Annotated in this window: 17 protein-coding genes, 1 riboswitch and 1 other annotated feature; of the genes, 12 read left to right on the top strand and 5 right to left on the bottom strand. The window is 36.9% G+C overall.

Features of this window, described 5'->3' with window-relative positions:
• Positions 1 to 62 precede the first annotated feature (62 nt).
• On the top strand, positions 63 to 659 hold the full coding sequence (locus AC6UDE_RS00825) for a hypothetical protein (protein ID WP_500696307.1): 597 nt from the start codon (positions 63 to 65) through the stop codon (positions 657 to 659).
• A gap of 553 nt (positions 660 to 1212) precedes the next feature.
• Positions 1213 to 1310: riboswitch (THF riboswitch) on the top strand.
• Positions 1311 to 1357: 47 nt separating this feature from the next.
• On the top strand, positions 1358 to 1903 hold the full coding sequence (locus tag AC6UDE_RS00820) for a folate family ECF transporter S component (RefSeq protein ID WP_500696001.1): 546 nt from the start codon (positions 1358 to 1360) through the stop codon (positions 1901 to 1903).
• Positions 1904 to 2006: 103 nt separating this feature from the next.
• On the opposite strand, the gene AC6UDE_RS00815 is transcribed toward AC6UDE_RS00820, so the two are convergent.
• Positions 2007 to 5870, bottom strand: coding sequence for a BspA family leucine-rich repeat surface protein (locus AC6UDE_RS00815; protein WP_500696306.1), 3864 nt, complete (start codon positions 5868 to 5870; stop codon positions 2007 to 2009).
• Between the two features lie 548 nt (positions 5871 to 6418).
• On the opposite strand from AC6UDE_RS00815, the gene AC6UDE_RS00810 reads away from it, so the two are divergent.
• The 4 genes from AC6UDE_RS00810 to AC6UDE_RS00795 all read left to right on the top strand — a co-directional run bounded on the left by AC6UDE_RS00810 (position 6419) and on the right by AC6UDE_RS00795 (position 11327).
• Positions 6419 to 7159, top strand: a complete 741-nt coding sequence (locus tag AC6UDE_RS00810; RefSeq protein ID WP_500696305.1) for an ion channel — start codon at positions 6419 to 6421, stop codon at positions 7157 to 7159.
• Between the two features lie 301 nt (positions 7160 to 7460).
• Complete coding sequence (locus AC6UDE_RS00805) at positions 7461 to 7595, top strand: hypothetical protein (protein WP_500696304.1); 135 nt, start codon at positions 7461 to 7463, stop codon at positions 7593 to 7595.
• A 168-nt stretch (positions 7596 to 7763) separates the two neighbouring features.
• Positions 7764 to 10493: an SEC10/PgrA surface exclusion domain-containing protein gene (locus tag AC6UDE_RS00800; protein ID WP_500696303.1), complete on the top strand. Its 2730-nt coding sequence runs from the start codon at positions 7764 to 7766 to the stop codon at positions 10491 to 10493.
• Positions 10494 to 10652: 159 nt separating this feature from the next.
• On the top strand, positions 10653 to 11327 hold the full coding sequence (locus AC6UDE_RS00795) for a hypothetical protein (RefSeq protein WP_500696302.1): 675 nt from the start codon (positions 10653 to 10655) through the stop codon (positions 11325 to 11327).
• A gap of 1 nt (position 11328) precedes the next feature.
• Here the strand turns inward: AC6UDE_RS00795 and AC6UDE_RS00790 are convergent, their stop codons facing one another.
• On the bottom strand, positions 11329 to 11979 hold the full coding sequence (locus AC6UDE_RS00790; RefSeq protein ID WP_500696301.1) for a hypothetical protein: 651 nt from the start codon (positions 11977 to 11979) through the stop codon (positions 11329 to 11331).
• A 129-nt stretch (positions 11980 to 12108) separates the two neighbouring features.
• Between AC6UDE_RS00790 and mazE the strand changes: the two genes are divergently transcribed.
• The 6 genes from mazE to AC6UDE_RS00760 all read left to right on the top strand — a co-directional run bounded on the left by mazE (position 12109) and on the right by AC6UDE_RS00760 (position 19663).
• Positions 12109 to 12348, top strand: a complete 240-nt coding sequence (mazE, locus tag AC6UDE_RS00785) for a type II toxin-antitoxin system PemI/MazE family antitoxin (protein ID WP_500696300.1) — start codon at positions 12109 to 12111, stop codon at positions 12346 to 12348.
• A 131-nt stretch (positions 12349 to 12479) separates the two neighbouring features.
• Positions 12480 to 12732: a binding site (T-box leader), on the top strand.
• Between the two features lie 65 nt (positions 12733 to 12797).
• Positions 12798 to 13646 carry a MetQ/NlpA family ABC transporter substrate-binding protein gene (locus tag AC6UDE_RS00780; protein ID WP_500696299.1) on the top strand — a complete coding sequence of 283 codons (849 nt, stop codon included), beginning with the start codon at positions 12798 to 12800 and terminating at the stop codon, positions 13644 to 13646.
• 14 nt (positions 13647 to 13660) lie between these two features.
• On the top strand, positions 13661 to 14875 hold the full coding sequence (pepT, locus tag AC6UDE_RS00775) for a peptidase T (RefSeq protein ID WP_500696298.1): 1215 nt from the start codon (positions 13661 to 13663) through the stop codon (positions 14873 to 14875).
• 1173 nt (positions 14876 to 16048) lie between these two features.
• Complete coding sequence (locus AC6UDE_RS00770; protein ID WP_500696297.1) at positions 16049 to 17851, top strand: AlwI family type II restriction endonuclease; 1803 nt, start codon at positions 16049 to 16051, stop codon at positions 17849 to 17851.
• A gap of 29 nt (positions 17852 to 17880) precedes the next feature.
• Positions 17881 to 19038 carry a DNA adenine methylase gene (locus AC6UDE_RS00765; RefSeq protein WP_500696296.1) on the top strand — a complete coding sequence of 386 codons (1158 nt, stop codon included), beginning with the start codon at positions 17881 to 17883 and terminating at the stop codon, positions 19036 to 19038.
• 382 nt (positions 19039 to 19420) lie between these two features.
• Positions 19421 to 19663, top strand: a complete 243-nt coding sequence (locus AC6UDE_RS00760; protein WP_500696295.1) for a GmrSD restriction endonuclease domain-containing protein — start codon at positions 19421 to 19423, stop codon at positions 19661 to 19663.
• 54 nt (positions 19664 to 19717) lie between these two features.
• On the opposite strand, the gene AC6UDE_RS00755 is transcribed toward AC6UDE_RS00760, so the two are convergent.
• From AC6UDE_RS00755 to AC6UDE_RS00745, 3 genes are all read right to left on the bottom strand, one after another.
• On the bottom strand, positions 19718 to 21394 hold the full coding sequence (locus AC6UDE_RS00755) for a glycoside hydrolase family 13 protein (RefSeq protein WP_500696294.1): 1677 nt from the start codon (positions 21392 to 21394) through the stop codon (positions 19718 to 19720).
• Positions 21395 to 21464: 70 nt separating this feature from the next.
• Positions 21465 to 23141 carry a glycoside hydrolase family 13 protein gene (locus tag AC6UDE_RS00750; RefSeq protein ID WP_500696293.1) on the bottom strand — a complete coding sequence of 559 codons (1677 nt, stop codon included), beginning with the start codon at positions 23139 to 23141 and terminating at the stop codon, positions 21465 to 21467.
• Between the two features lie 27 nt (positions 23142 to 23168).
• The gene (locus tag AC6UDE_RS00745) at positions 23169 to 24533 is read right to left on the bottom strand and encodes an SLC45 family MFS transporter (protein WP_500696292.1); all 1365 of its coding nucleotides are present in this window, start codon (positions 24531 to 24533) and stop codon (positions 23169 to 23171) included.
• Positions 24534 to 24750 lie beyond the last annotated feature (217 nt).

Here is a 24750-nt window from a genome sequence, read left to right as displayed (position 1 = left end):
AATATGTTAGACTTTCACGCTCTAATCCTGCTATATTGAGTGGCACAGAAAGGAGGAATACCATGAAACTAAACGAACTTCGAGACGCCCAGTACGTGATCGATCTCGTCCTGATGTATCAAGATGCCTATATCAAGAAGCAACAAAAAGAAAGCCTGTACTCATCGCTTCCAGTATGCGAACTTAACGATCATGAAATCATCCGCTTAAATCCATACAACGTCACCCCAAACTTTAAAGACAAACGCTCAATTTGGGACTTTGTGCCAAATCACAGTCAACTAAACAAAACTGATGATAACTTCCAAGTCCAAACCGACCAAGTCAAAGACCGTGATGAGGCCAACCGACTAGGATTTATCCGCAACCAATTCTTCAAACAGAAGTGTTACAACGGGGTCAACACCATCGGTGACGAATTCTCAGGAAACATTACCACTGTCTCAGACGACGAGAGCCAGTTCCACGACCTAATCGACAACCCAATCATGTTAGTAGAGTATGCGCTCAGTTTTATCTCCGCGCTTAATCTTTCCAAACTTGAAAACGCCATTAACGACAACGTCGCCTATCACGTCGGACACTACGATTTAGGTCAGGTCTTTAACTTTGAGATTTTTGCCGATGACGACGATTTTAAAATCATCAGTTTTCAATAATTTAATTTTGTAATCACAATTTAATTTCCAGAGACTAGCGCCTACAGACGGGCACTAGTCTTTTTCTTACGGTTCATAGTACCTCATTATGAACTAAAAGTACGTTTAATTTTCTTTTAAAATAATGTATTATTTTTACATATGATCTCAATTAATAATTGGTTCCTGTTAGTATCTTAGATGAATAAATTATTGCGGAGTCTGGTAACTTTTAACAACGGGAGTTCGATTCTTCCCTCTGCACTTAACTACTTATTATGTTTAAATTTTAAAAGTTTAATTACGATCTTTAATATATATGATTTGTACATTCCTCTGGCGGGGCTTTTATAAATAGAAATCATACATAGGTAGTTAATTCCAAAGAGAACTAATCGGAAAGGGACCTTTGATTAATACTTACTTATTAATCAAACCAATTTTCTTATTTTTTCTCTTACCTTAGTCATGGTAGGTCAGCGATGGCTTCGATAATCTGGGTTCGATTCCCAGACTGACCATATTTAACAAAACAATTATCTTAAAAGGAGTATACTTAGAATGTTCTAAAAATTTAGGAGTAGGACCTTGCGCGTTAAGTGTCGGCGGAACGGAATGTGAACGCTGAACGAAAAACTAACAGTTTGCGGTGCTTGGTCCGCATTCGCCACTTTAATTTATGCCAATTTTGGTGGCAGCTCCACTAAGGAGATGTCAGTATGAAGAAAGAATTAGAACATTGGGGGATGCTCCCCCTAAGCACCAAGGGATTAACCTATCTAGCGGTTTTGATGGCCATCAAGATTGTTTTAGGTAAGATTCAGTTTCAGACTAGTTATCTGGAGATTGGATTTGGCTTTATTGCCGCTGTATTTATCGCATGGTGGTTTGGTCCATTCTGGGCCTCCATCTCGGCAGTGATCTTAGATATTCTTCAATCCTTTATTAATGGGTACGGCTTTTTCATTGGTTACACTTTTACCGCCGTGTTAGCCGCCCTGATATATAGTTTTGCTTTTTATCACCACCAAAAAATTGGTTGGGTGCGCTTGACGATCACGATGGTAATTGTCACGTTAGTGATTAACGTCTTTTTCAACACCCTCTGGATCTCAATCATGTCCAACACGTCGTTTTTCTATTACCTGCCAATCCGGATTGTCAAAAACATCATCGCAACTCCGATTCAAATCGTAATCCTGTACGTGTTAATGAATAATAGAGTTATTCAACATATGAAACCAAACGTTTTCAAAAGTAAATAATTAATTGGTTAATAAGGACCCTCAAAGTTAAAAATTTTGGGAGTCCTTTTTAGATTCTAAAAAAGCCACTATCAAATGATAGTGGCTTAAAATTTATCTATTTTTATTTAACGCGGTGTTTTAAATCACGAAGAGCCAAAGCTAAAGCAGAACCAATGAAGCCTAGTCCAATGAGTTCTAAGAAAGTAGCAGTCTTTTGCCCAGTTTGTGGTAAAACGTGCTTGTTTTTCTTAACGCTCTTTTGGTTGGATTGATTAGTTGCCTGAGAAGCTTGCTCACCTTGGGGCTTCATGGTCATTTGATGACCAGCATTAGTGTTTAAAGGTTGATTTTGATTATTTAGTGAAGTAGAAGTGGTTGTTTGCTTACCTCCATTGGCGATCTCACTAGTCTGATTTGTTGACTGATTAGCAGCAGTTGAACTCTGACCTTCGTTACCAGGAACTGATGGAATTTGATCAGAAGGCTTTGAAACGTGGTCACCATGATTGTCTGGAGTTACCGACGATCCAGCGTTATTTGTTGGTTGATTGGGAGCAACTTGACTACCACCGTTTCCATTTCCACCTTGGTTATTTGGCGTACTTGGGTTTTCACCATTTCCACTGTTGTTTCCACCATTATTATCAGGATTTTCTGGATTAGATGGTTGGTTACCACTACCGTTGTTTCCAGGTTGGTCAGGGTTGGTAGCGTTCTTAGACAAAACTGTTACTGGTACATAGAAGGTCTTTCCGTTTGAGGCCGAAATGGCAACCTGGTACTGACCCGGTACCTGATTGTTAACCTTGGAAGTATCCACTTTAGTAATTGTTGCGGGTGTGCCGTCTTCGTTTGTGGCAGTAGCTCCATACGCTGCGGCGTCAGTAGGAACGTTGTCACCAGTATAGATGGTAATTCCATGAGCGGTAATGTTGGTTTGGTTAGCTAAAACTGTTACTGGAACAAAGAAGGTTTTGCCATTAGAAGCACTAATAGCAACTTGATACTGTCCAGGTACTTGGTTATTAACTTTGGAAGTATCAATTTTAGTAATCGTGGCTTTAGTGCCGTCTTCATTAGTAGCGCTTGCACCGTAGGCAGCAGCGTTAGTTGGAACATCGTCGCCAGCGTAAATGGAAATACCATGAGCGGTAATGTTAGCCTGATTTGCTAAGACAGTGACCGGAACAAAGAAGGTCTTACCATTTGAAGCACTAATGGCAACTTGATACTGTCCGGGTACCTGATTGTTAACTTTTGATGTATCAATTTTGGTAATCGTGGCTTTAGTGCCGTCTTCGTTAGTCGCACTGGCACCGTAAGCTGCTGCATCGGTTGGGACGTTATCGCCAGCATAGATGGAAATACCATGGGCAGTGATGTTAGCTTGATTTGCTAGAACCGTTACTGGGACATAGAAGGTCTTGCCATTTGATGCGGTAATGGCAACTTGATATTGTCCGGGTACCTGGTTGTTAACTTTCGAAGTATCAATCTTGGTAATCGTTGCTTTGGTACCATCTTCGTTAGTTGCACTGGCACCGTAAGCTGCGGCATTGGTTGGTACATCGTCGCCGGCATAGATTGAAATGCCATGAGCGGTAATGTTAGCTTGATTAACCAAAACCGTTACCGGAACAAAGAAGGTTTTACCGTTGGAAGCAGAAATCGCAACTTGGTATTGTCCGGGCACTTGGTTATTAACTTTCGAAGTATCAATCTTGGTAATCTTTGCGGGAGTTCCATCTTCATTAGTTGCAGTGGCACCGTAAGCTGCGGCATCAGTTGGAACACTGTCACCAGCGTAAATGGTGATGCCATGGGCAGTAATGTTGGCTTGATTGGCTAAAACAGTGACCGTAACCGTCATGCTTTGACCATTGGAGGCCGTGATGGTGACTGGGTTTTGTCCGGGAACCTGATTATTAACTTTTGAAGTATCGATTTTGGTAATGGTAGCTTTGGTGCCATCTTCATTGGTAGCCCCAGCGTTATAAGCTGCAGCGTTGGTTGGAACAGCATCACCAGCGTAAATAGTAATTCCCTGAGCATGAATTGAGGATTCGTCTTTCACTGGATTACCCCAAACCCATGTTCCGGGATGAGCTTCACCGTTGGTTAATTCATCTGAAGATAAGGCATTCTGACCAGGAATCACGTGGCCATTGGCGTCGACTTGAACCCAACCAGCGTATTGACTAGGAACGTTGTGCAAGTTAGAATCCGATAACTTAGTTTTATTTCCTAACTTGAGCTCACTTAAACTGCTATCGTTTGCAAGCATGTCAGTAGTATCAGCCTTCTGAGTATCAAAGCTGGAAAGATCCAAACTTTGAAGGTTGAAACAGTTCGCAAACATCTCTTTCATTGAAGTAACGTTATCAGTATTCCAGTTATGAAGATCTAACTTCGTTAAATTAAGATTATCATATTGAAACATATCATCCATGTTCTGCACTTTACTAGTATCCCAATTATAAATTCCACTTAGGTCTGTGATACTTTGGTCACCATTAAACATGTAACTCATGTCGGTTACTTTACTAGTGTTGAAATTTTGTAACCCATTAATGTTAAGAGCATACACCATACCGCAGAACATATATGACATCTTCGTAACATTACTAGTATCAAAATTGCTAACATCCAGACTAGTAAGCAGATAATCTGATCTAAACATGCTATCCATATTTGTAGCTGAACTAGTATTTAATTTATCTAAACCATCAATTTGAGTTAAAACTTGGTCATTATTAAACATGGAAGAAAAATTAGTTACATGCGAAGTATCAATGCCTCCAAGGTTTACATACTGAAGTTTAGAACCTCTAATACCATCAAAACCTACATCAGTAAAAAACATAGCGTCCATTTGAGTTGCACTACTGGTATTCATTCCAGTTAAATCAACGGATACTAACGAGTGATTGTCTAAAAACATGTTAGTAAAACTAGTACACGTGGAAGTATCAAGATTATAAAGATTAGTATAATCTTGAACCCCACTCCATTGGTTAAAAAGACTAGTAGCGTCATCAACCTTTACTTTAGAATTAAAGACAACATGCTTAACTTGCGTAAAATTGTGTTGTAGCCAATTATCAAGAGCACCTGATTTCTCTAAATCTCCACCATCATTAAATGAAAGGGTCCCAGTTTTGGCATCATAAACATACTTTGCGGTTCCCCATGTCCCCTGCTGTGTCTGGTCAGCCAACTGAACGTTTTTGACGGGTTCAGCGTTAAATTGAACAGCTTGGTTATTTTGAGGGTTAATAGTTGGTACATTAGCTTGGTCATCAGACTTTTTAGTGGCATTTTGTTCCGAATTTGTTGGAGCAACGACCGCTTTATTCTGGTTCGTTTCAACTTTTCGTGGTTGGTCTGGTTTAATAGGATTAGTTTGCTTCTTCACATCCTGATTATCGGTAGCTTGATTGTTAGTCTTTGGATCAGTTACTTGTGATTTGTTGGACTGAGGATTTTGTGCTTCAGTTATTTGCTTAATCGTCTGAGCCTGGTCCTGTTTAGCAGATTGAACACTCGATTGACCATCATTTTTTTGGTCACTTTGTTTTTGAGCAACAGCTGGTTGGTCGTTGTTACTTTGACTTTGTCCAGTATTAACAGCTTGTTTTGCTTGAGGATCATCACTCTTTTGCGCGGTTTGTGGATCTGTTTGAGTGCCACTATTACTTGTTGATTGGTCCAATTGGTCGTCTTGCTTCTGTGCATTAACAGCTGGAACTGCATCAACCTTAGTTTGATTATTAGTTGTTTGATTTGGTTCAGTAGCGTTGATATTGGTACCGCTATTTCCAATTTGTGCTTCTGTTTTCACATTATTTGCAGCTGGTTGAGCAGTAGTATCAGCACTGGCTCCGATAGCTAAACCACCAACAGTGGCGAAGGTCACCAGCCCTGCGACCATCCATCGTTTTCCCGCTTTATACATTTTAAAATGTTTCTTTGGATTACTTAACATAAAAATTCCTCCCATTCCTTAAAACACACTTTGTGAAGTAATAACAATTATAATCACGGTAATTAAGATACAGCGGTAATTAAGCAATTAATTAATACTTCTAACACTTCACAAGGATAACGTTAATTGAACAAAATTCACGAAGTAATCTTAAACAATTAAAATAATAAGAGAAGTAATACGTAGAGTGACAATCATTAGCGTAATTTGATAACATTAAAGAATCCTAAAATATATGTTACATAACATAATATTTGTAACTTTTATCATTGATTATAAGCAATTTGTGAAAAATAATTATGTAATTTCAATAATAATTTAATAATAATTGTTCGATTATAATCGCCGTCTCATGCATTATTTCTCTAATTATAATTTTTATTCCATAATAAAAATTGATGTATCACAACATTATTAGCAATTCAAATATGAGAACAAAAACAAAAAGAGTTCACTATCATTTTTGGTAGTGAACCCTTTTGAAGTTGTTATAAACGATCCTAAGGACTGGTAAAATAAATATATACTATGTGATGGGTGATGTGAACGTGACTAAACCAACTATCAGAAATACCTACGATGCGATGATTATCTTATTAGCAATTATCTCCATTGTGCTGACCGTTCTTCAGTTCTTAAATAAGCTTAATCTTGACGCTGAACCATACGTGGCAATTGACGATGCCATCTGGGTCATTTTCACCGTCGACTACTTCGGTGGCCTCTTGCTTGCCAAACCAAAATGGCAGTACGTAAAAACTCATCTGTTTGATTTACTCGCAATCATTCCGTTTGGGTACGGCTTATCCTTCTTCAAAATCTCTCGGGTAACCCAATTAACCCGCATCTTCCGACTTTTCAGGGTCGCGGGTGTCCTTGGCAAATTCAAAGAACGAATCGAACGGTTTCTTAAAACCAACGGCTTTATTTACCTATTACTCATATGTACGATTATTATCTTGCTGTCAGCCGGCCTCTACTCCATCGTCGAAAACACGTCGCTCACTAACTCGATCTGGTGGGCAATTGCGACCACCACGACCGTTGGTTACGGTGATATTAGTCCTAAGACCGAGATTGGCAAGGGAATTGCCGTCGTTTTGATGTTGGTCGGGATTAGCTTTGTGGGGATGCTGACGAGTACCCTCACTACCTTCTTTTCCAAGGAAACAGACCACGGACCCGTTTCAGAAGCAGATGAGATTCGCAAGTTCAAAAAGTTAATGGACGATGAAATTATTACTAGAGAAGAGTTTGAACGGAAAAAACGGGAATTGTTGAGAAAGTAAAGCGTTTTTATCATCAGAAATAAATTAATTTATCATTATATACAATGAAATAGAAAAAGTGTTTTAAATACTTCCATACTAGTGTATTGTAGTAAATGTAGTAAGGGGTGATGACTATGGCCTCTAAAAACAACAAAAGACTTAGATTAACGGCATTTGAAATCAGCTTCAAATTGCCTTCTCTAAGTCTCACATTTGTCTTTAGTATTAAATAGTCAACCATAGGGAGCGATTTGCGCTCGCTCCTTACTACATTTTTAGTATAACACACTATCATCAACTACATATAGGAGGGTATGACATGAAAACTAGAGAATGGAAAATTGGCAAGCACATAACCATCACGATGACACCACATCGGCCAACGTATAAAGACTGGCTCGGATTAGCCTTAATCGTCTTCATCATCGCTTTAATTATTTGGTGGCTCATCTAACTCCAAACTGAATATGATTAAACCAGCGCTTTACGCGCTGGTTTTTATTTATTGAAATAAGACCAACTCACATAATTATCATTTTTTACTTAAAACAATTGTATTATAAAATTCCTTATAGTATTATCAATTATGCAAAATAATTTATAAGCAGAAAGGACTTATGTTATGAGTAAATTTATTAAATATGATAATTGTAAGGTATCAAAAGATGATAGTCATCAGTCGCATGTGAATCCAGTAAGGCTACATAAACGTTGGCTAAGGATTACTACTAGAAGCGCTTTGGTAGCGTCGGGAGTGTTTGCAGTGGGAGTATTCAACAATGCTGCTAGTGCAAACGTCCAGACGCAACCCACTAGTCAACAAAATGGCACGTCTAATGCCGTCTCAACTGATCAAAACCAGGTCAACCATGACAAGACGGTTGTAGACACCGACCAAAAGAACGTCGACTCTGACTCTCAAGCCATAAGTAATCAACAGGGTGTGGTGAATAAGGACCAAGCTGCCGTTGACCAGGCCCAAAAAGAAGCGGCCGATGCCACTCCCGAAAACATCAAAAAGACTCAGGACCAAATTAATCAGACCGATAACGACATTAAAAAGGACCAAAGTCAAGTTGATAACGATCAAAAAGCCGAAAATGACGCCCAGGCGACCGTGGAGAAAGATGAGAAGAACGCTGATAATACTCAACAGGATCAAAACCAAGCCCAAAATGACGTTAACAACGACCAGAATCAGTTAAACCACGATACTGACGCCCAAAATCAGGCGCAAAGTGCCGTTGACAACAACGAACAGAGCACCAAGGACGCCCAGCAAAAACAAGAACAAGCTGAACAACAAAAAGCGGATACTCAGACCACGCTTGACAACCTAGACAAGTGGCAGGCCGCCACCAAGAAAAAGCATGACGAGGCCGAAAACAACGTTAAACACGACCAAGATGCCGTCAACAAAACGAACCAAGCAATTAGTAATGCGCAAGACGACATTAGTTCGTGGAACTCGACCCTTAGTGATGCGCAAAGTACCTTAAACGACGAGAAACAGTCCGAGAGTGCCTTTGAGCAAAGCATTCACATTCCCGCTGGCATGACCTTACAGGGTTTTCAGCAATGGAAGCAACAACATCCAAACGAAAACGCATCCGACTGGTTCAACCAGTTTGATAATGCGGCAATGGCCGCCAACCACTATCAACCAAGTGACATTGCGAAACAGGATTATGTCCAGGTTGGGACTAACAGTAATGGCCAGGAAACCCCGCAATTCACCAATAATCAAAAACTCGAAATGACAGAATACGTCCAATGGCTCATTAATCAAATCCACAAACAGTTTGGTACCACGGACATTGCAATCGGTGGTTATAGTATGGACTACTTTATTGACAACTTGATGAACGCTTATAACCAAGATGATTGGAACATTAGTAACAAAAATGGTTATGACGTCAACGCCATCAACAACTTGGCAGCCAAGTATGGGCTGAAAGTTTACCCCGGAGCGGACGGTTATGAAATCGTTACCCCTGGTGACATGACCTTTGACAATTACACCACCATGGATACCATCTACTCCAAACTTTACAGTATAATTATGAACTTGCTGTTTAATGACGGTAAGGCATCGGATGCCCACGAGATGAGTCTTTTAGGTCTCGACCCGCAGACCGGAAACGTCAATAATGACAAGTACCTTGGCATCGGCGTTGATAACTATGGTCAAGTTCACTTGGTCTTGATTAGCCCAAGTCAAATTCAGGATTCGACTAAGTTTAGTGTAACTGATACAGGTATCGTGACTCCCGAAACACTGGAACGCCAAATCGCTGACACGCTCGAATTAATCTCGGACTGTCAAGGAGCAATCAAACGTGCCCAACAAACGCTAGAAAACTCACAAAACAAGCTGGGACGTCTGACCAATCAATTAGGTAACGACGAAAAGCAAGTTACCCAGTATAATCCAGCCCAATGGTCCGCTAACATTCACAAGGCCAAGACCGAAATCAACGACTTAAACAAACAGATTGCTCAGCAGCAACAAACCATCGACCACAACAACGCTGCCCTTCCTGGCCTACAGAACAAGTTAGCTCAGGCCAAACAGCGGGTCGCAAACGACACCAACCAACTCCATAACGATCAAAACCAGTTGCAGAAAGCAACGACCGCAAACGAACAAGCCCAAAGTGACTTAGACAAGGCCACCCAAGACCTCATCAATAAACAAAAGGCCCTTGAACAAGCAGAAAAACAACTGCAAGATGACCAAGCAAAACTGGCCGCTTTACAGAAACAACTGATTAATTACCAAAATGAAGCCAATAACTTAGCGAACGCCAAGGCCAAACTAGCCAACGATCAGGCGAAGTTATCCGACCTCGAAAAACAAGCGGCCGCCGATCAAGCCGCTTTGGACAAAGCTAAGAGTGACCTGGCAAAGGACCAGGCCGCACTGGCTCATGACGAGCAAGCTGCTAATCAAGCTAGTGATCAAAACACGACCAAAAAGGCGCACGCTCAAATCATTAACCACGCCATTGACCGCGCCCAGCGGACCACGAAACCACGGGCAGCTTACATCAACCACACGGCAACAGTTCGTCCTGAAAGCGCCCAGACCAACACGTCCAGCGTAACCCCATTAACCGAAGTTAAATATCGCATCAGTAAACAAGCCGGCAATCATTTGACAACCTCACCGCTTGTTTATCGTCAATCCGTCAAGGTTGATAAGCTGACGAGCCAGAAGCAGGGAATTTCAAACGTGACCCTTCCTCAAACCGGCCAATCAAATACCACTTGGTTGTCAGTCGTCGGACTTCTCAGCGCTCTGATGGGGATCTTGGGATTGGCTGACAAGCGCCGTAAATACCTCAAATAATCTTTCACACATTGAAACACTAATAAGCCCTAGTGATTATCACTAGGGCTTATTTTTTAATCGTGTTAATTGTATTTTATTTTAAATAATCGAAATTAATGAAAAGTTTCTCCTTAAAGTCCGTATCTAATAATGAATGAACAAAAAAGGAGAAATATTATGGAACTAAATGAATTACCACTGAATCTATCTGAACCACTTAAGCGAAAGATGCGCAACGAGTTCGCGGTCGACATCAACTCGATTTTACCGTCACAGGTGAACCGGAAACTGACCACTTACGCCATTAACTGGGACTCGGTCCTATTGCTCATCAATTTAAAGGACGCTCACAACCAATTTGATTCCCTCGTTGTTGACCGTGTCTCAGGCTTTACGCTCGTGAAGCAAACCACCAACGTCTTAATGAAGGAGCTGTGGCAAAAGAACCATTTGTCCCTTGCGAAAATCAAAACCCTGGCAAGTCACTGTCAGATTAACAAGAACATCCCGTACGTCCGAAATGACATCCAACTCCTGCGCTTAAAAGCAATTGACCACTGCAAGCGCAACACGTCGTGGGTCGCCTATCACAACCTCAATCACGTGATTCGCAAGGGCGACGACCGCCTGGAACTGTACTTTAACGACATCGTCACCCCGATTTATCTGGACGGCTCTTTTCCTTTTATCAAGAAACAGGAGGAGTATTCATACAAAATCAGAAGTCTGGAGGAAAAAATATCCAGACTGGTAAATAACTTGTTTGGCTGTCAGGATGGTGGAAATTCTAACTATCACGGTCCGACTTCAGGTGGATGCGGATGGGAAGACTTAAGTAATCTACTGAAATAATTTAGTAGTCTTTAACGTACCGAAACTCACGATGGTACTTGCGACCAGCTAACTTCTGCGCCAGTTGCTTACTGCGATAGAAATGACCACCCTCGTTCATGTCAACGATCGGATTCACCCCGTTATTGACGAACGTCAGCATGTCAACGTGATAATCGTCGACTTTTTGGCGTCGTTCCTGGAGGTAAATTCCATCACCAGTTGATTGAGTCCAACCGTAAAGATTAACGGTGGCCGCCCTTCCCTTTGGACCTGATTGCCACGGAATGTAACTCATGTTGCGTAATAACGACCAATTTTCGGTCTTTTTGATGTAACTACTGTTTAGCTTAGTGCGATTGCCAATTTCCTTAAAATGAGGCTGATACTTGGTTTGATGAATCGTGACACGATATGTATCTGGTTTGGAATCGACATCATAAATAGTCGCTGAACTCGTCCTTTTTGTGTTGCGGATAACGCTGTATTGATTGGTTTTAGTCGAATATGAGTACCAAGTCCCACGGAACTTCGCAGGAAAACTGGCCATACTCATGCCTTTACTGGCCGGCTTCTCATGAGCATGGTACAATGCGGCAAATCCAACACCAGCTAAGACCATCACTAACAGTATCAATACCCCAGTAACGATGAAATACTTTTGCTTTTTCATGGACCCCTCCTGATTAAAGTTGAGTAATTAATGTTAATGAATAATCATTACAGTTTAAGCATAGCTCACTGAGGATTGGAGTGCTAGGTAAAATCGTTATTATACAAACTCTTGAAGGAGGAATTACTAATGAAACTTAGAAAAGTTGGAAATAAAAGTGTAATTACGATTCCAAAACGATTTAACTATCCTGAAGGGACAGACTTTGACATCAGAAAAGAAAGTGATGGCTCTTTAAAACTAACACCTAAACATCGCAATCCATTTGAAGGAACATGGTATCTAGATGGACTAGATGAAAAGCAAAGGAAAGATTTTAGACAAAGTGAAAAGTCTGGGAAAGTAATGGGAAGAGAGATAATTAAATAATGTGTATACCAAAAAAGTGAGATTATCTCCTTAGATTTTATTCCCAGTGCTGGAAAAAATTAGAAAAAAATAAATATAATAGTTGACAATGATTCAAATTAAAATTATAGTACTTGGCAACAATAACTAAACAAATAATATTTACCAGTTGAGTACAGATTGAAAATTTGTATAGAGAGTTCCCGGGTGATGAAAGGGAATCAAATTGAGATTTGGAATATGGACTGGGTTTGAACTTATTAGTGAAATTGATTAGCTAATAACGGTCTTGTATCCGATATCAGTACAAAGTTATACTGGGTTTCCCTGGTGCAACTTACTGAGGTTAGATCCAAAAGAATCTAGCAAACTAAGGTGGTAACACGATTAGCAGTCGTCCTTTTATTAGGACGGCTGCTTTTTTATTTGGTTATTGAAATATATTAATTCACATTTGGGGAGGTAGAATCATGAAGAGAAGAACCAAGTACATTATTTTAGGAATTATCGTTGTTTTAGTGGTGTTGGCAGCTTATTTTAGTTTTTTTCATAACACAAGTGCTACTAACAAAAAGAAAACCATTACAGTTGGCATCATGAATGGATCCAAAAAGGATGACCAGATTTATCAATCAGTTGCTAAAACAGCAAAAGAAAAATATGGCTTACATGTCGTTTATAAGAAGTTCACTGATTACTCGCAACCTAACCGTGCATTAGCTGAACATGAAGTTGATCTTAATTCATTTCAACACAGTGCTTTCCTTAATGCTTGGAATAAAGGCAATCACGGTAATATCGTTCCAATTGGAAAAACTTTTATTGGACAAGGTCGGATTTATTCTAACCATTTAAAAAATCTCAAAGACATCAAACCAGGATCAACCATCACGATTCCAAATGATGCAACTAACGAATCTCGTGGTCTCTACATTCTCCAAAGTGCTGGTCTAATCAAACTCGATCCAAATAAGAGTCTGGTCAATGTAAAAGATATCAAGAGTAATCCCAAAAAATTAAAAATTGAAGAAATCGATGCCAATCAGGCACCAAGAACATTACCTGATGTAGCTGCCTCATATGTCCTTGGTAATTTTGCTCAAAGTGCTGGATTAGATCCAAATAAGGCCATCTACGTTGAACCAATCAACAAAATTTCTGCCAAATGGATTAACATCATTGCAGCAAATAAAGATCAACGAAATAACAAGTACTATAAAGAATATGTAAAAGCTTATCAAACCCAAAAAACTAAAAAATTATTAAACAAACTATACGGAAAAGTTGAAATTCCAGCATGGGACATTAATTTAAAATAACGGAGGTTTAGGAAATGCAAAAATATCCAGAATTATTAAATGATTTTCTCAATTATGTAAAAATTAATACGAGATCTGATTCTTCTAAAAATAGCATTCCCACTACCATTGGCCAAACAGAGTTCCTTAAAAAACTCGCAAAACAACTAAATAACAAAAAGCTAACCAACGTTCATTTTAGTGATGGAAGTTACTTATTTGCTACTCTACCTAGAAATACTACCAAAGCTGTTCCAAAAATCGGCTTCATTGCTCACGTTGATACAGCTGACTTTAATGGCGAAAATATTCACCCACGTATACAAAAGAATTATCAAGGTAAAAATATTAATCTAAACCAAACATATCAACTAAACCTGGACGAATTTCCGAACCTAAAAAATTACATTGGCGATACCATCATTACTACTGATGGTTCAACGTTGTTAGGTGCCGACGATAAAGCTGGTATTGCAGAAATTATGAGCATGATTGATTATCTTCAAAGGCATCCAGAAGCTAAGCATGGTGACATTTTAGTTGGATTTGGACCAGACGAAGAAATTGGTAAAGGTGCCGATCATTTTAATCCAAAGGATTTTGGAGCCGACATCGCATATACTCTTGATACAGGAGCTGCTGGCGAAATTAACGATGAAACTTTTAACGCGGCAGAAGCTAATATCAAAATTAATGGGACTAATGTCCATCCCTCACATGCAAAGGGAAAAATGGTCAGTGCAATTCAATTAGCAATCGAGTTTGACAATCAAATTCCTTTATCACAACGCCCTGATGTTACGGATGGAAGACAAGGATTTTATTTTGCAACCGATTTTAAAGCCAACCCAGATGTTGCACATATCAACTATATTATTAGAGATTTTGATAAAACTGCTTTTAATAAAAAGAAAAATCATCTAAAAGAAATTGCCAATCAATTGAATAACAAATACGGAAGAAACCGAGTACAGATCACTTTTCACGACCAATACTATAATATGAAGAAACTAATTGATCCAGAAATCGTTAAAAGAGCCGAAAGAGCGACCAAAGATGCTGGTCTTAAGCCAAAAATTATTCCATTTCGTGGTGGAACAGACGGATCTAAAATTACTTTTAAAGGTTTGCCCACTCCTAACTTAACTAATGGAAGTGAAAACGCACATGGTAGGTACGAATTTGCAGTATTAGAATCAATGAAGAAAGTTACTGACGTATTAGTTAATATTTCAAAAATTAGTTTATAGTTAATCTGATTTCATCTTCGTCGATTGAATAACTAATTTTACAATCGTAAAGCAGACCAACAACATCTTGATGAAATAATTATGTAAAAACAACCAATTATTCCTTATGAACCTCAAACCAAAAAGTCCACTCAAACTAATACTTCGAAAAAAGGTAAATTACCACAAATTGGTCACCGCACTAACAATGTTTTAAGTATGATCGGTGGAATGTTACTTTCTCTTCTCAGCTTCCTTGTATTAGGTAAATGGCTTAAGGATCAAAGAAGCAAATAATATTTTCCTTAGAGTATTGTTTTCGTTAAGAAAAGCAACATAGTATTTTAAGACATGTACTTGTATTTACTATAAGAACATGTCTTTTTTGGAATTTGTTAGATGTCTGAATTGAAGTGATCGATAATTTAATATTTCAAATTATGTCTACATTTCTTTACCAAAAGAGTATTTCTATCATCGTTGGTTCCATCACCTCATGAGATGTCACTAGTTTTAAAATCTCTAGATATTATTTATAAATAATTTTTATCATATTTGATAACATATATTTTAGCACGTAAATGTGAAGTAGAATGATTTATTTTTAGTTTTGAAAAATATCTAAGTATTAACTATAAAAAAAGAACGTGATCTAATAATAGATCACGTTCTTTTTCGTATGAAATGATTAAAAATCAAATTTTATAAACAAAATTACAAATAATTCAGTATATATCTATAGTAATTAATTAAAGGAGATAAACTTATGGAATTAAATGAATTACCACTAAGCTTATGCGAACCAGTGAAAAGAAAAATTAGGAATGAATTTGCGGTTGATGTCAATTCAATTCTTCCATCGCATGTAAATAGGAAGCTTTCAACTTACATAGTAAATTGGGAGTCTGTATTACTATTAATTGACTTAAAAGATACTAATAGTAAATTTAACTCACTACAATGATTTATAGAAATACAGTTGTCATAGTTATTAATTATAACCTTTTAATACCCATAAATTAAAAGTTACTATATATTATAAACTAAATTTTAATATCATTACTACTAGATATAAAAAATACAATATTTACTTAGCTAAAATCAATAAATTATTCTTGTAAAATTATAGGCATTCCTCACTAATGATATAATTCTATTAAAAGCATGTATTAAACTTATTATGGAGGAATAATGATGAAAAAAGGTAGAACATCTATTCATTGGCGAACATCTCCCAGATCAATAAAGGTATTAAGCGATTCTTTGCCTTACTTCAAAAAATATGAAAACGAAGATTATTACTTTCGTGAACTAAATCCAAATCCTCAAATACTTCCAAAAACTTACATTTATCCAACAAGACGTAAGATCCTTTATGATATGACAAAAGACTCTGATGTTCCTGATAAAACAATTACAAACTACTCTAAAAAAGAATTTATTAATGGCATACAAGGAAATAATGCAGATAAAGAATCTTATATTAGACAACGATTTACAACTGCCATGCAATACGGATTAATAAATAATAATGCTAAACTGACTCCAGTTGGAAATCGAATGATTAATGGTGACATGACAAGTGAGGATTTTTTAATTCAGCTCATTAAAATGTATGTAAAGGTTAATAAAGAAGAAGAAGGAGTTTTTCCCCTTAAAACTTTTCTAAAAAATATTAAAAGATATAAAGTAACTGGATTATCTCGTAATGAACTAACATTTATATTTGGAGTCATACATGATTCTGATGTTAGTGATTCATATAAAGCAATTGATGAGTTCAGGAGAGAATATAATAAACTACCAAACAAAAATATAAAGAGTGACGTAAATAGTATTTTAAAAAGAGTGTGGGTAAAATACTTTGGAGAAATTACTGATACTAAATTAAAAAGTATACATGAAGACTTCACTGATGCACTATGTAGATCATTAACTTATACACGTATGTTCGAATTGTCAGGAAGAGGGACAGCAACAAGAATTAAAGTTATAAGTTACTGCAGAGCTAAGGTTGATATGCTAACTTCTAATTTTAATTTTAATTTACCTAAAGAAGTTCAAAAAACTGGATCAGAAAAAAATCAACAATGGTTTGGACAAGTTGGAAATATACATCTCCCATGGGATGATAAACAGAAAAGAATAAAAATTGTTAAACAAGACTTAAAACTTGCACAAAATGCGTTAGAAATAACGCCACAATCTAGAATGAGTCTATCTGAACTTAACAATTATAAAAAAGAAATAGAAAACATGAACACATCAATTACACGAATTAAAGATATAGAAACTAAATTAACTGACGTGCTTTATGAAGATAAGGAAATAAACTATATAAAAATCGAGTCTAAAAAGCCAGAAGAAAGAAATAATATAATACAAGAATTTAAAGATATAAAAAATGGTAAAGATGATGCACCTCTATGGCTAGAAGCTAATACTTGGAGAGCACTAGTATCTTTGCCTAATAAGCATACTGATTATGTCAAACATAATTTTAAAATGGATCCAGATTTAACACCTAGATCAACTGCCCCAGGTAGAGGAAATACACCAGATATTGAGGCAAAATACGATAATACTGTAATGGTTTCAGAGGTATCACTAATGCCCGGAATCCAGCAATGGGAACACGAGGCATCATCAGTTGTATCTCACGTTGTTAGTAAAATAAGTGAAAATAAAGGAACCGGGAAAAATGTAATTGGTTTGTTTATATGTAAAGAAATTAATATTAGAACATTATGGCAATTTTTTATTTTAAATAAAACTTCGTGGATTAATCAAAAATTGCCTATTGTTCCCATGACAATTGATCAGTTTGTTGATGTGCTAGATTATTGTTATAAAAACAATTTAGATATCTATTCTTTTGGGGATTTAGTCAAAAAAATTGCATCATCTACCAAAGATATTGAAAATTATAGTTTATGGACAAAAAATATTAAAAAAATGATTTCTGATTGGAAATCTGAAAACAAAAGTTTAGTTTAACTCTCATCTAATTCAGAAAGAAGTTTAGAATGATAAAACAATTAGTTAAATATCCAGGGGGAAAAATAAGAGAATTAGATAAATTCACACCTTTTTTCCCAGAAAATATAAACAATTATTATGAACCATTTGTTGGTGCAGGTTCTGTTTACATCAAAATTGCAAATATGAGATTAGTAAATAATTCATACTTTATAAACGATAAATCATTGGATTTAATGAACAGTTACAGGGCAATCAAAGTTAACAACCAAGAATTTTTCAATGAACTTAGTACTATGTCATCAATATGGATTAAATCCACCAATTATGTAAATAATAATTTTTCAACTATTATGACCATGTTTAATAATAGTGTTAAAAATACAGATGATATGAGCTTCATAAATACTTTTATTAATACAAATCGCAATAATATTTTGCGAGCATTTGCAAATTTAATGGATTATCCAGATTATTTTTTTAATGATTTATCTAAATCAATTCATAGAAAGGCAAACTTCATAGCAAAAAAAAGAATTGAGGGAGTTACTGTTACAGAAAGGGATTTAAAAAGTATAATTCATACGGCCTTTAAGTCATCTATATATGTACAGTACAGATATATATATAATAATTTTGAAAAGTTTAAAATTAATAACTTAAAAAAATCTGCTTATTTTTTATTCATTAGACAATATGCATATAGCTCTATGTTTAGATATTCTAAAAATGGAAATTTTAATGTTCCATATGGAGGAAAAACATATAATAATATAAACATCGGGGATCATATAAAAAATTACAAAGAAATAAATTTTAAATCCCTACTTAATAAAACTGACCTACAAAGTTTAGACTTTGAGGAATTTTTAAATAATTATAATCTAAAAAATAATGATTTCATATTTCTTGATCCACCTTATGATACAACATTTTCAAATTATGATAATTCTTCCTTCGATAGCAAAGAACAAAAAAGATTGGCTAATTATTTAATAAATAAGGCGCATGCTAATTGGATGATAGTAATAAAATCTACTAAACAAATCAAATCCTTATACACTGAAAATAAAAAAACTGCTAATGGATCAAAAATATATGTAAGTGGTTTTAATAAAAAATATAGTGTTAATTTCAAAAATAGAAATGATAGAAATGTTAGTCATTTAATAATAACAAACTATGAACCTAATATAGATAAATAAAAAATTAGAAATAATATTAAGTTTTGCAATTGTAAAAAAGTAATATACTTAAAAAAATGCAGATTGGATTTTGAAGAATGTATGAATAACAAAGTTAACTTAGATCTACAAAACATCATCAATTATATGAATTTATCAACAGACTTATATATATTAGGATTCAAAGCCTATTACCCTCTAATATTATCTATTATAATTACTTCAAGCAATATTACAAAAGTTAATGAAATTCTAAAGACAATTAGAACATTTTCAGTTAGAAATATTGTATTTCATGATGGATGGCATTATAAAAATAATATGAATAGTTTGAATCATTGTGTCAGGGAAAATATAAATCATAATAATGAATATGAAATAAATACTGGGAAATCCATTAAAAATGTCAAAAAAAATACAAGAAGCTACTATAAACGAAGACAATATAGATGCAAGCAATAATGATTTTATCTGCAAAAAGAATATATATAGAAATAGTAGAATTAAAGAAAATAGTTTAATTACAGCAAATAAGAATATTGCAGCAAACAATAAATGGACATCCGAAGAAATTAGTTCCAGAGGTGAACATTTGGCAGATATGATCATAAAAACATTTCCAGTTAACAATAATGGTACAAAATAAATAGAGTAATACAGATATTTAAATATCTGTATTACTCTATTTTTATACATATTATTATTTCACTTTATACACTTTACTCTCATAAGCCCTCAACTTTTTACCAGCATTATCGACGTAATTTCCAATCAATTCTTCCGCACCATCAGGTACACCATAGTCACGTTCTACCTCGTGATCAGTGAAATTACTGATAACCAACAAAGTTTCTCCTTGATAATGACGCTTGTAGGCAAAGACTTCCTCATCTTCTGGGTCTAGTAGCTCAAAGTCCCCTTCAATGATAATCGGATTATTCTTTCGTAGTTCAATTAACTTCTGATAGTAGGCAAAGACGGAGTTTGGATCATCAACCTCATTCTTAGCGTTGATTTCTTTGTAATTCGAGTTAACCGCAAACCACGGTTTACCAGTGGTAAAGCCAGCGTTTTTTGAATCATCCCACTGCATCGGCGTTCTCGCATTATCACGAGACATATGAGCCAGATAACTCATCATTTTAGTTGGAGAAACAATCTTCTCTTTTTTGACAAATTGGTCATAGGCATTAATTGTTTCAATATCTTCGTACTGACTCAAGTCTTCTTTGTGAGCATTAGTCATACCAAGTTCTTCACCTTCAAAGATGTATGGCGTTCCTTGCATCATATGAAGCGTGGTGCCAAGCATTTTGGCAGCCAAAACACGATATTTGGGATCATCAGTCGCAAACCGACTCACGGCACGGGGTTGGTCATGATTACTCCAGTAAAGTGAATTCCACCCTTTACCATTTAACTTCGTTTGCCAGTTATTAAAGACTTGCTTTAGTTCAGTTAACTTAATTGGCTGGTCGTTCCACTTTCCCAGTCTTGGATCAGGGTTAGGCGACAATTCAACGTGCTGGAACTGGAAAACCATGTTCAACTCGTGCGCGTTAAAGCCAGTGTATTCAATGGCTTGTTTGGGGTTAATGCTCGACATTTCGCCGACAGTCATCACGTCATAATGAGAGAGAACATCTTGATTTAATTCTCTTAAGTATTGATTCAGCTTCGGACCATTAAAGACATCTTGGCCTGGTGCACCATACATGGCGTTTTTAGCCTTATCTACATCAGGCAATCCCACTGGTTTTGAAATCAGGTTAATGGCGTCCATTCGAAAACCATCAACCCCCTTATCCAACCAAAACTTCATCAGACTTTTAACTTCTTCTCTAACTTTGGGGTTCTCCCAGTTCAAATCGGGTTGGCCGTCCGCAAAGAGATGCAGGTAGTATTGACCAGTGGTTTTATCGTATTTCCACGCTGGACCACTAAAGAACGAACCCCAATTATTCGGTTCATGTCCGTCAACCGGATCTTTCCAGTAGTAATAATCACGATACGGATTGTCTTTGGACTTCCGACTTTCCTTAAACCACTTGTTTTGATCAGACGTGTGATTAACAACTAAATCCATCACAATTTTAATTCCCAATTCATGAGCCCGGTCTAACAATTTTTGAAATGACTCCATGTCGCCGTACTTCGGATTAATTTTGCGATAATCGGCGATATCATAACCATTATCTTCTTCTGGTGATTCATAGATTGGATTAAGCCAAATCACGTTGGCACCTAATTTTTTAATGTACGGCAACCGTTCTCTAATACCATTTAAATCACCGACTCCATCACCATTACTATCCTGAAAACTCTGTGGATAGACCTGATATACCACTGCATTTTTCCACCATTGCTTGTTTTTCATAATTTCCACCTCTCAACTAAACTTCCGTTAAAAACAGGCCCATCAAGGTATGGTTTGATGAGCCCGGTTTTTATTTACTTAAATAAACTTTTGTTTCGTAAGGACGTAACTGACCTTCAATGTCATCATTGTAGTTTCCAATCAATTCCTTAACGCCAACTGGAACCTCATAATTACGACTCAATTTTTGACCAGTAAAGTTACTTTCAACGAGTAATGTCTGTCCATTATAGTGTCGCTTGTACGCAAAAACTTGGTCGTCGTCAGAATCCAACAATTCAAAGTCTCCCTCGATAATAATTGGATTATCCTTCCGTAACTTAATTAGGTCATGGTAATAAGTGAAGACTGAGTCTGGATCATCAACTTCATCGGCTGCGTTAATTTCATGGTAATTCTCGTTAACAGCAAACCAAGGTTTCCCCGTAGTAAATCCAGCGTTTTTAGAAGTATCCCATTGCATTGGCGTTCTCGCATTATCCCGTGAGATATTAGCTAAGTAACTCATCATTTTCGTTGGCGATACCAACTTATCTTTATTGACAAATTGATCGTAAGCGTTCAGTGATTCAATATCTTCATACTGACTCAAATCTTCTTTGTGAGCGTTCGTCATCCCGAGTTCTTCACCTTCAAAAATGTAAGGAGTTCCTTGCATCATGTGGAGTGTGGTACCAAGCATTTTGGCAGCCAAGATCCGATACTTGGGATCATCGGTCGCAAACCGACTCACAGCACGAGGTTGGTCATGATTACTCCAGTAAAGACTGTTCCATCCCTTACCGTTTAGCTTGGTTTCCCAGTTATTAAAGACTTGCTTCAACTCGGCTAATTTAACGGGTTGGTCGTTCCATTTGTCCAAACGTTTGTCAGGATTTGGTGACAATCCTACGTGATCGAATTGGAAGACCATGTTTAATTCATGAGAATTAAAACCAGTGTATTCCAACGCTTCATCAGGGGTTGATGAAGGCATTTCACCAACAGTCATCACGTCATAATGAGAGAGCACGTCGCGATTTAATTCTTTTAAGTATTGATTCAGATTAGGTCCATTTAACACGTCTTTTGCTGGTTCAGCGTATTTAGCATTTTTAAGTTTAGGTGCATCTGGTAAGCCCTTTGGTTTAGAAATCATGTTGATGACGTCCATTCGGAAGCCATCGACTCCTTTATCAAGCCAAAAACGCATGATGTTTTTGACCTCTCCTCTAACCTTGGGATTATCCCAATTCAAATCCGCTTGTTCATCGGCAAAGAAGTGCAGGTAGTACTGGCCAGTTTTAGGATCGTATTTCCAAGCCGAACCCGTAAAGAAGGAGCCCCAATCGTTAGGTTTACAACTATCAACTGGATCACGCCAGAAATAATAATCACGGTATGGATTATCTTTAGACTTTTCACTTTCCTTAAACCACTTATTATCGGTCGAAGTATGGTTAACCACCAAATCCATCACGATCTTAATGTCTAAATCATGGGCTGCATCAAGTAACTCATTAAACGATTCCATATCACCGTATTTAGGATTAATTTTCCGATAATCAGCAATATCATAACCGTTATCAACTTCGGGTGAGACGTAAATTGGGTTCAACCAAATCACGTTGGCACCTAATTTTTTAATGTACAGAAGTCGTTCTCTGATCCCGTCTAAATCTCCAACTCCGTCTCCATTACTGTCCTGAAAGCTTTGGGGATAGACTTGATAAACGACTGCATTTTTCCACCATTGTTTATTTTTCATAACTAACTCCTCAACTAAAATTTAAAATTATTTTTTACTTTCAATTGGTTTAACGTGAATAGCACTAACGGCTATCACTCCTAATAACATCATAATTCCAGCAACCAAAATCATGCCAGGCATTGATTTTCCAATAAGCGGGAAAATGGCGAAACTAACTAGTGAAGCAATGATCTGAGGCATGCAAATACTGATATTAAAGAGGCCTAAGTAGGCACCCTCATCCTCACCGTTCAAAGCCTCAGTCACGATTGACAGTGATTCAGACTGCATGGCAAGAAAGGCAATTCCAATTAAAACAAAAGCAACAACTGAAAGAGCTTGAGAATGAATAAATGCCAACCAAACAAAGCCAACCCCACCAGCAAACAATCCAATCCGATACCACATTTTACGTGAATTGGGTTTCGTCCGTGACAAGACTAAGAATCCGAAGATAGCGGCTGCTAATGCTTCAACTCCTGACAGAATTCCAAACCAGTTTCCAGCTGCTTGATATGCGGCTGACGATGGATCGGTCACGTGCCAAATAGTCTTAGCAATTGAACCAGTTCCATATGTCCATAAGTATTGAAAAGCAAACCAACTAAAGAATTGGACAAACGAGACTTCCCAGAATGGACGAGGCGCCGTCTTTAATAATTTAATTAAACTACTCTTCGTCTTTTGTGCATTGACATCAATGCCATGATACTTAGCGTAGACGGTTGGACTGTACTCATGAACTGACATAACGGTGTATAAAGCTGTGATTAGTAGAACGGCTGCGGCAGTATAAAACGCAATCTTAACCGATAATGGAACCACTCCCTTAGGTGCTACGTTTGAAATTCCAAGCGCCGTTAAGACGAATGGCAGTAAAGTTGCAAATACTCCACCTAAGTTTGAGAAGGACTGTTGCCATGACCATGCCAAATCCTTTTGGTCTTCATTAACCATGTCACCAACAATCATCTTAAATGGCTGCATACATGCATTTGATGAAACATCCATCATGGCAATCGTAATTGCACCAAATAAAAGAGCTGCAAGTGATCCGTAACCAAACCCAAATGAACCAGCATTTGGTAACAATATCAGCACAATTGCTGCAATTGGAGCACCTACTAATAAATATGGCATTCGTCTACCAAACCGATTCCAAGTTATATCTGAATACTTACCAATCAATGGTTGCACAATCATTCCAGCCAAAGGTGGTAAAAGGAAGAAGAAACCTAGCTTAGTTGGATCCGCACCAATGGTCTGAAAGATTCGTCCCATTTGTGAGCTTTGAAGCGAGAATGCCATATTGACCCCAAAAAAGCCAAATGTCATCGCAAAAATCGTATACAAACTCAACTTAGGAAGTGTATTCTTCTTAAGTTTGTCAGTAGATTTAGAACTATCCATAACGATCCTCCTATTAATTCATTTATTACTTTTTAACGAATATATTGTGATCACAGTTCAAGTATAACAAGATGTCTGATTATGTAAAGCGCTTACATGTGCAACAAATTAACAATTAGATTTATTTTACACAATTTATTTTATAAGATAAAAAATCTTGACTTACCATATGAAAACGCTTACTCTCAAAATAGAAATCACTACAAATGAAATGATT

This window comes from Fructilactobacillus sp. X2R5C3 (assembly GCF_059901325.1).
Note: the sequence above shows the minus strand (reverse complement) of the source record. Positions and strands in the feature narration are given on the sequence as shown.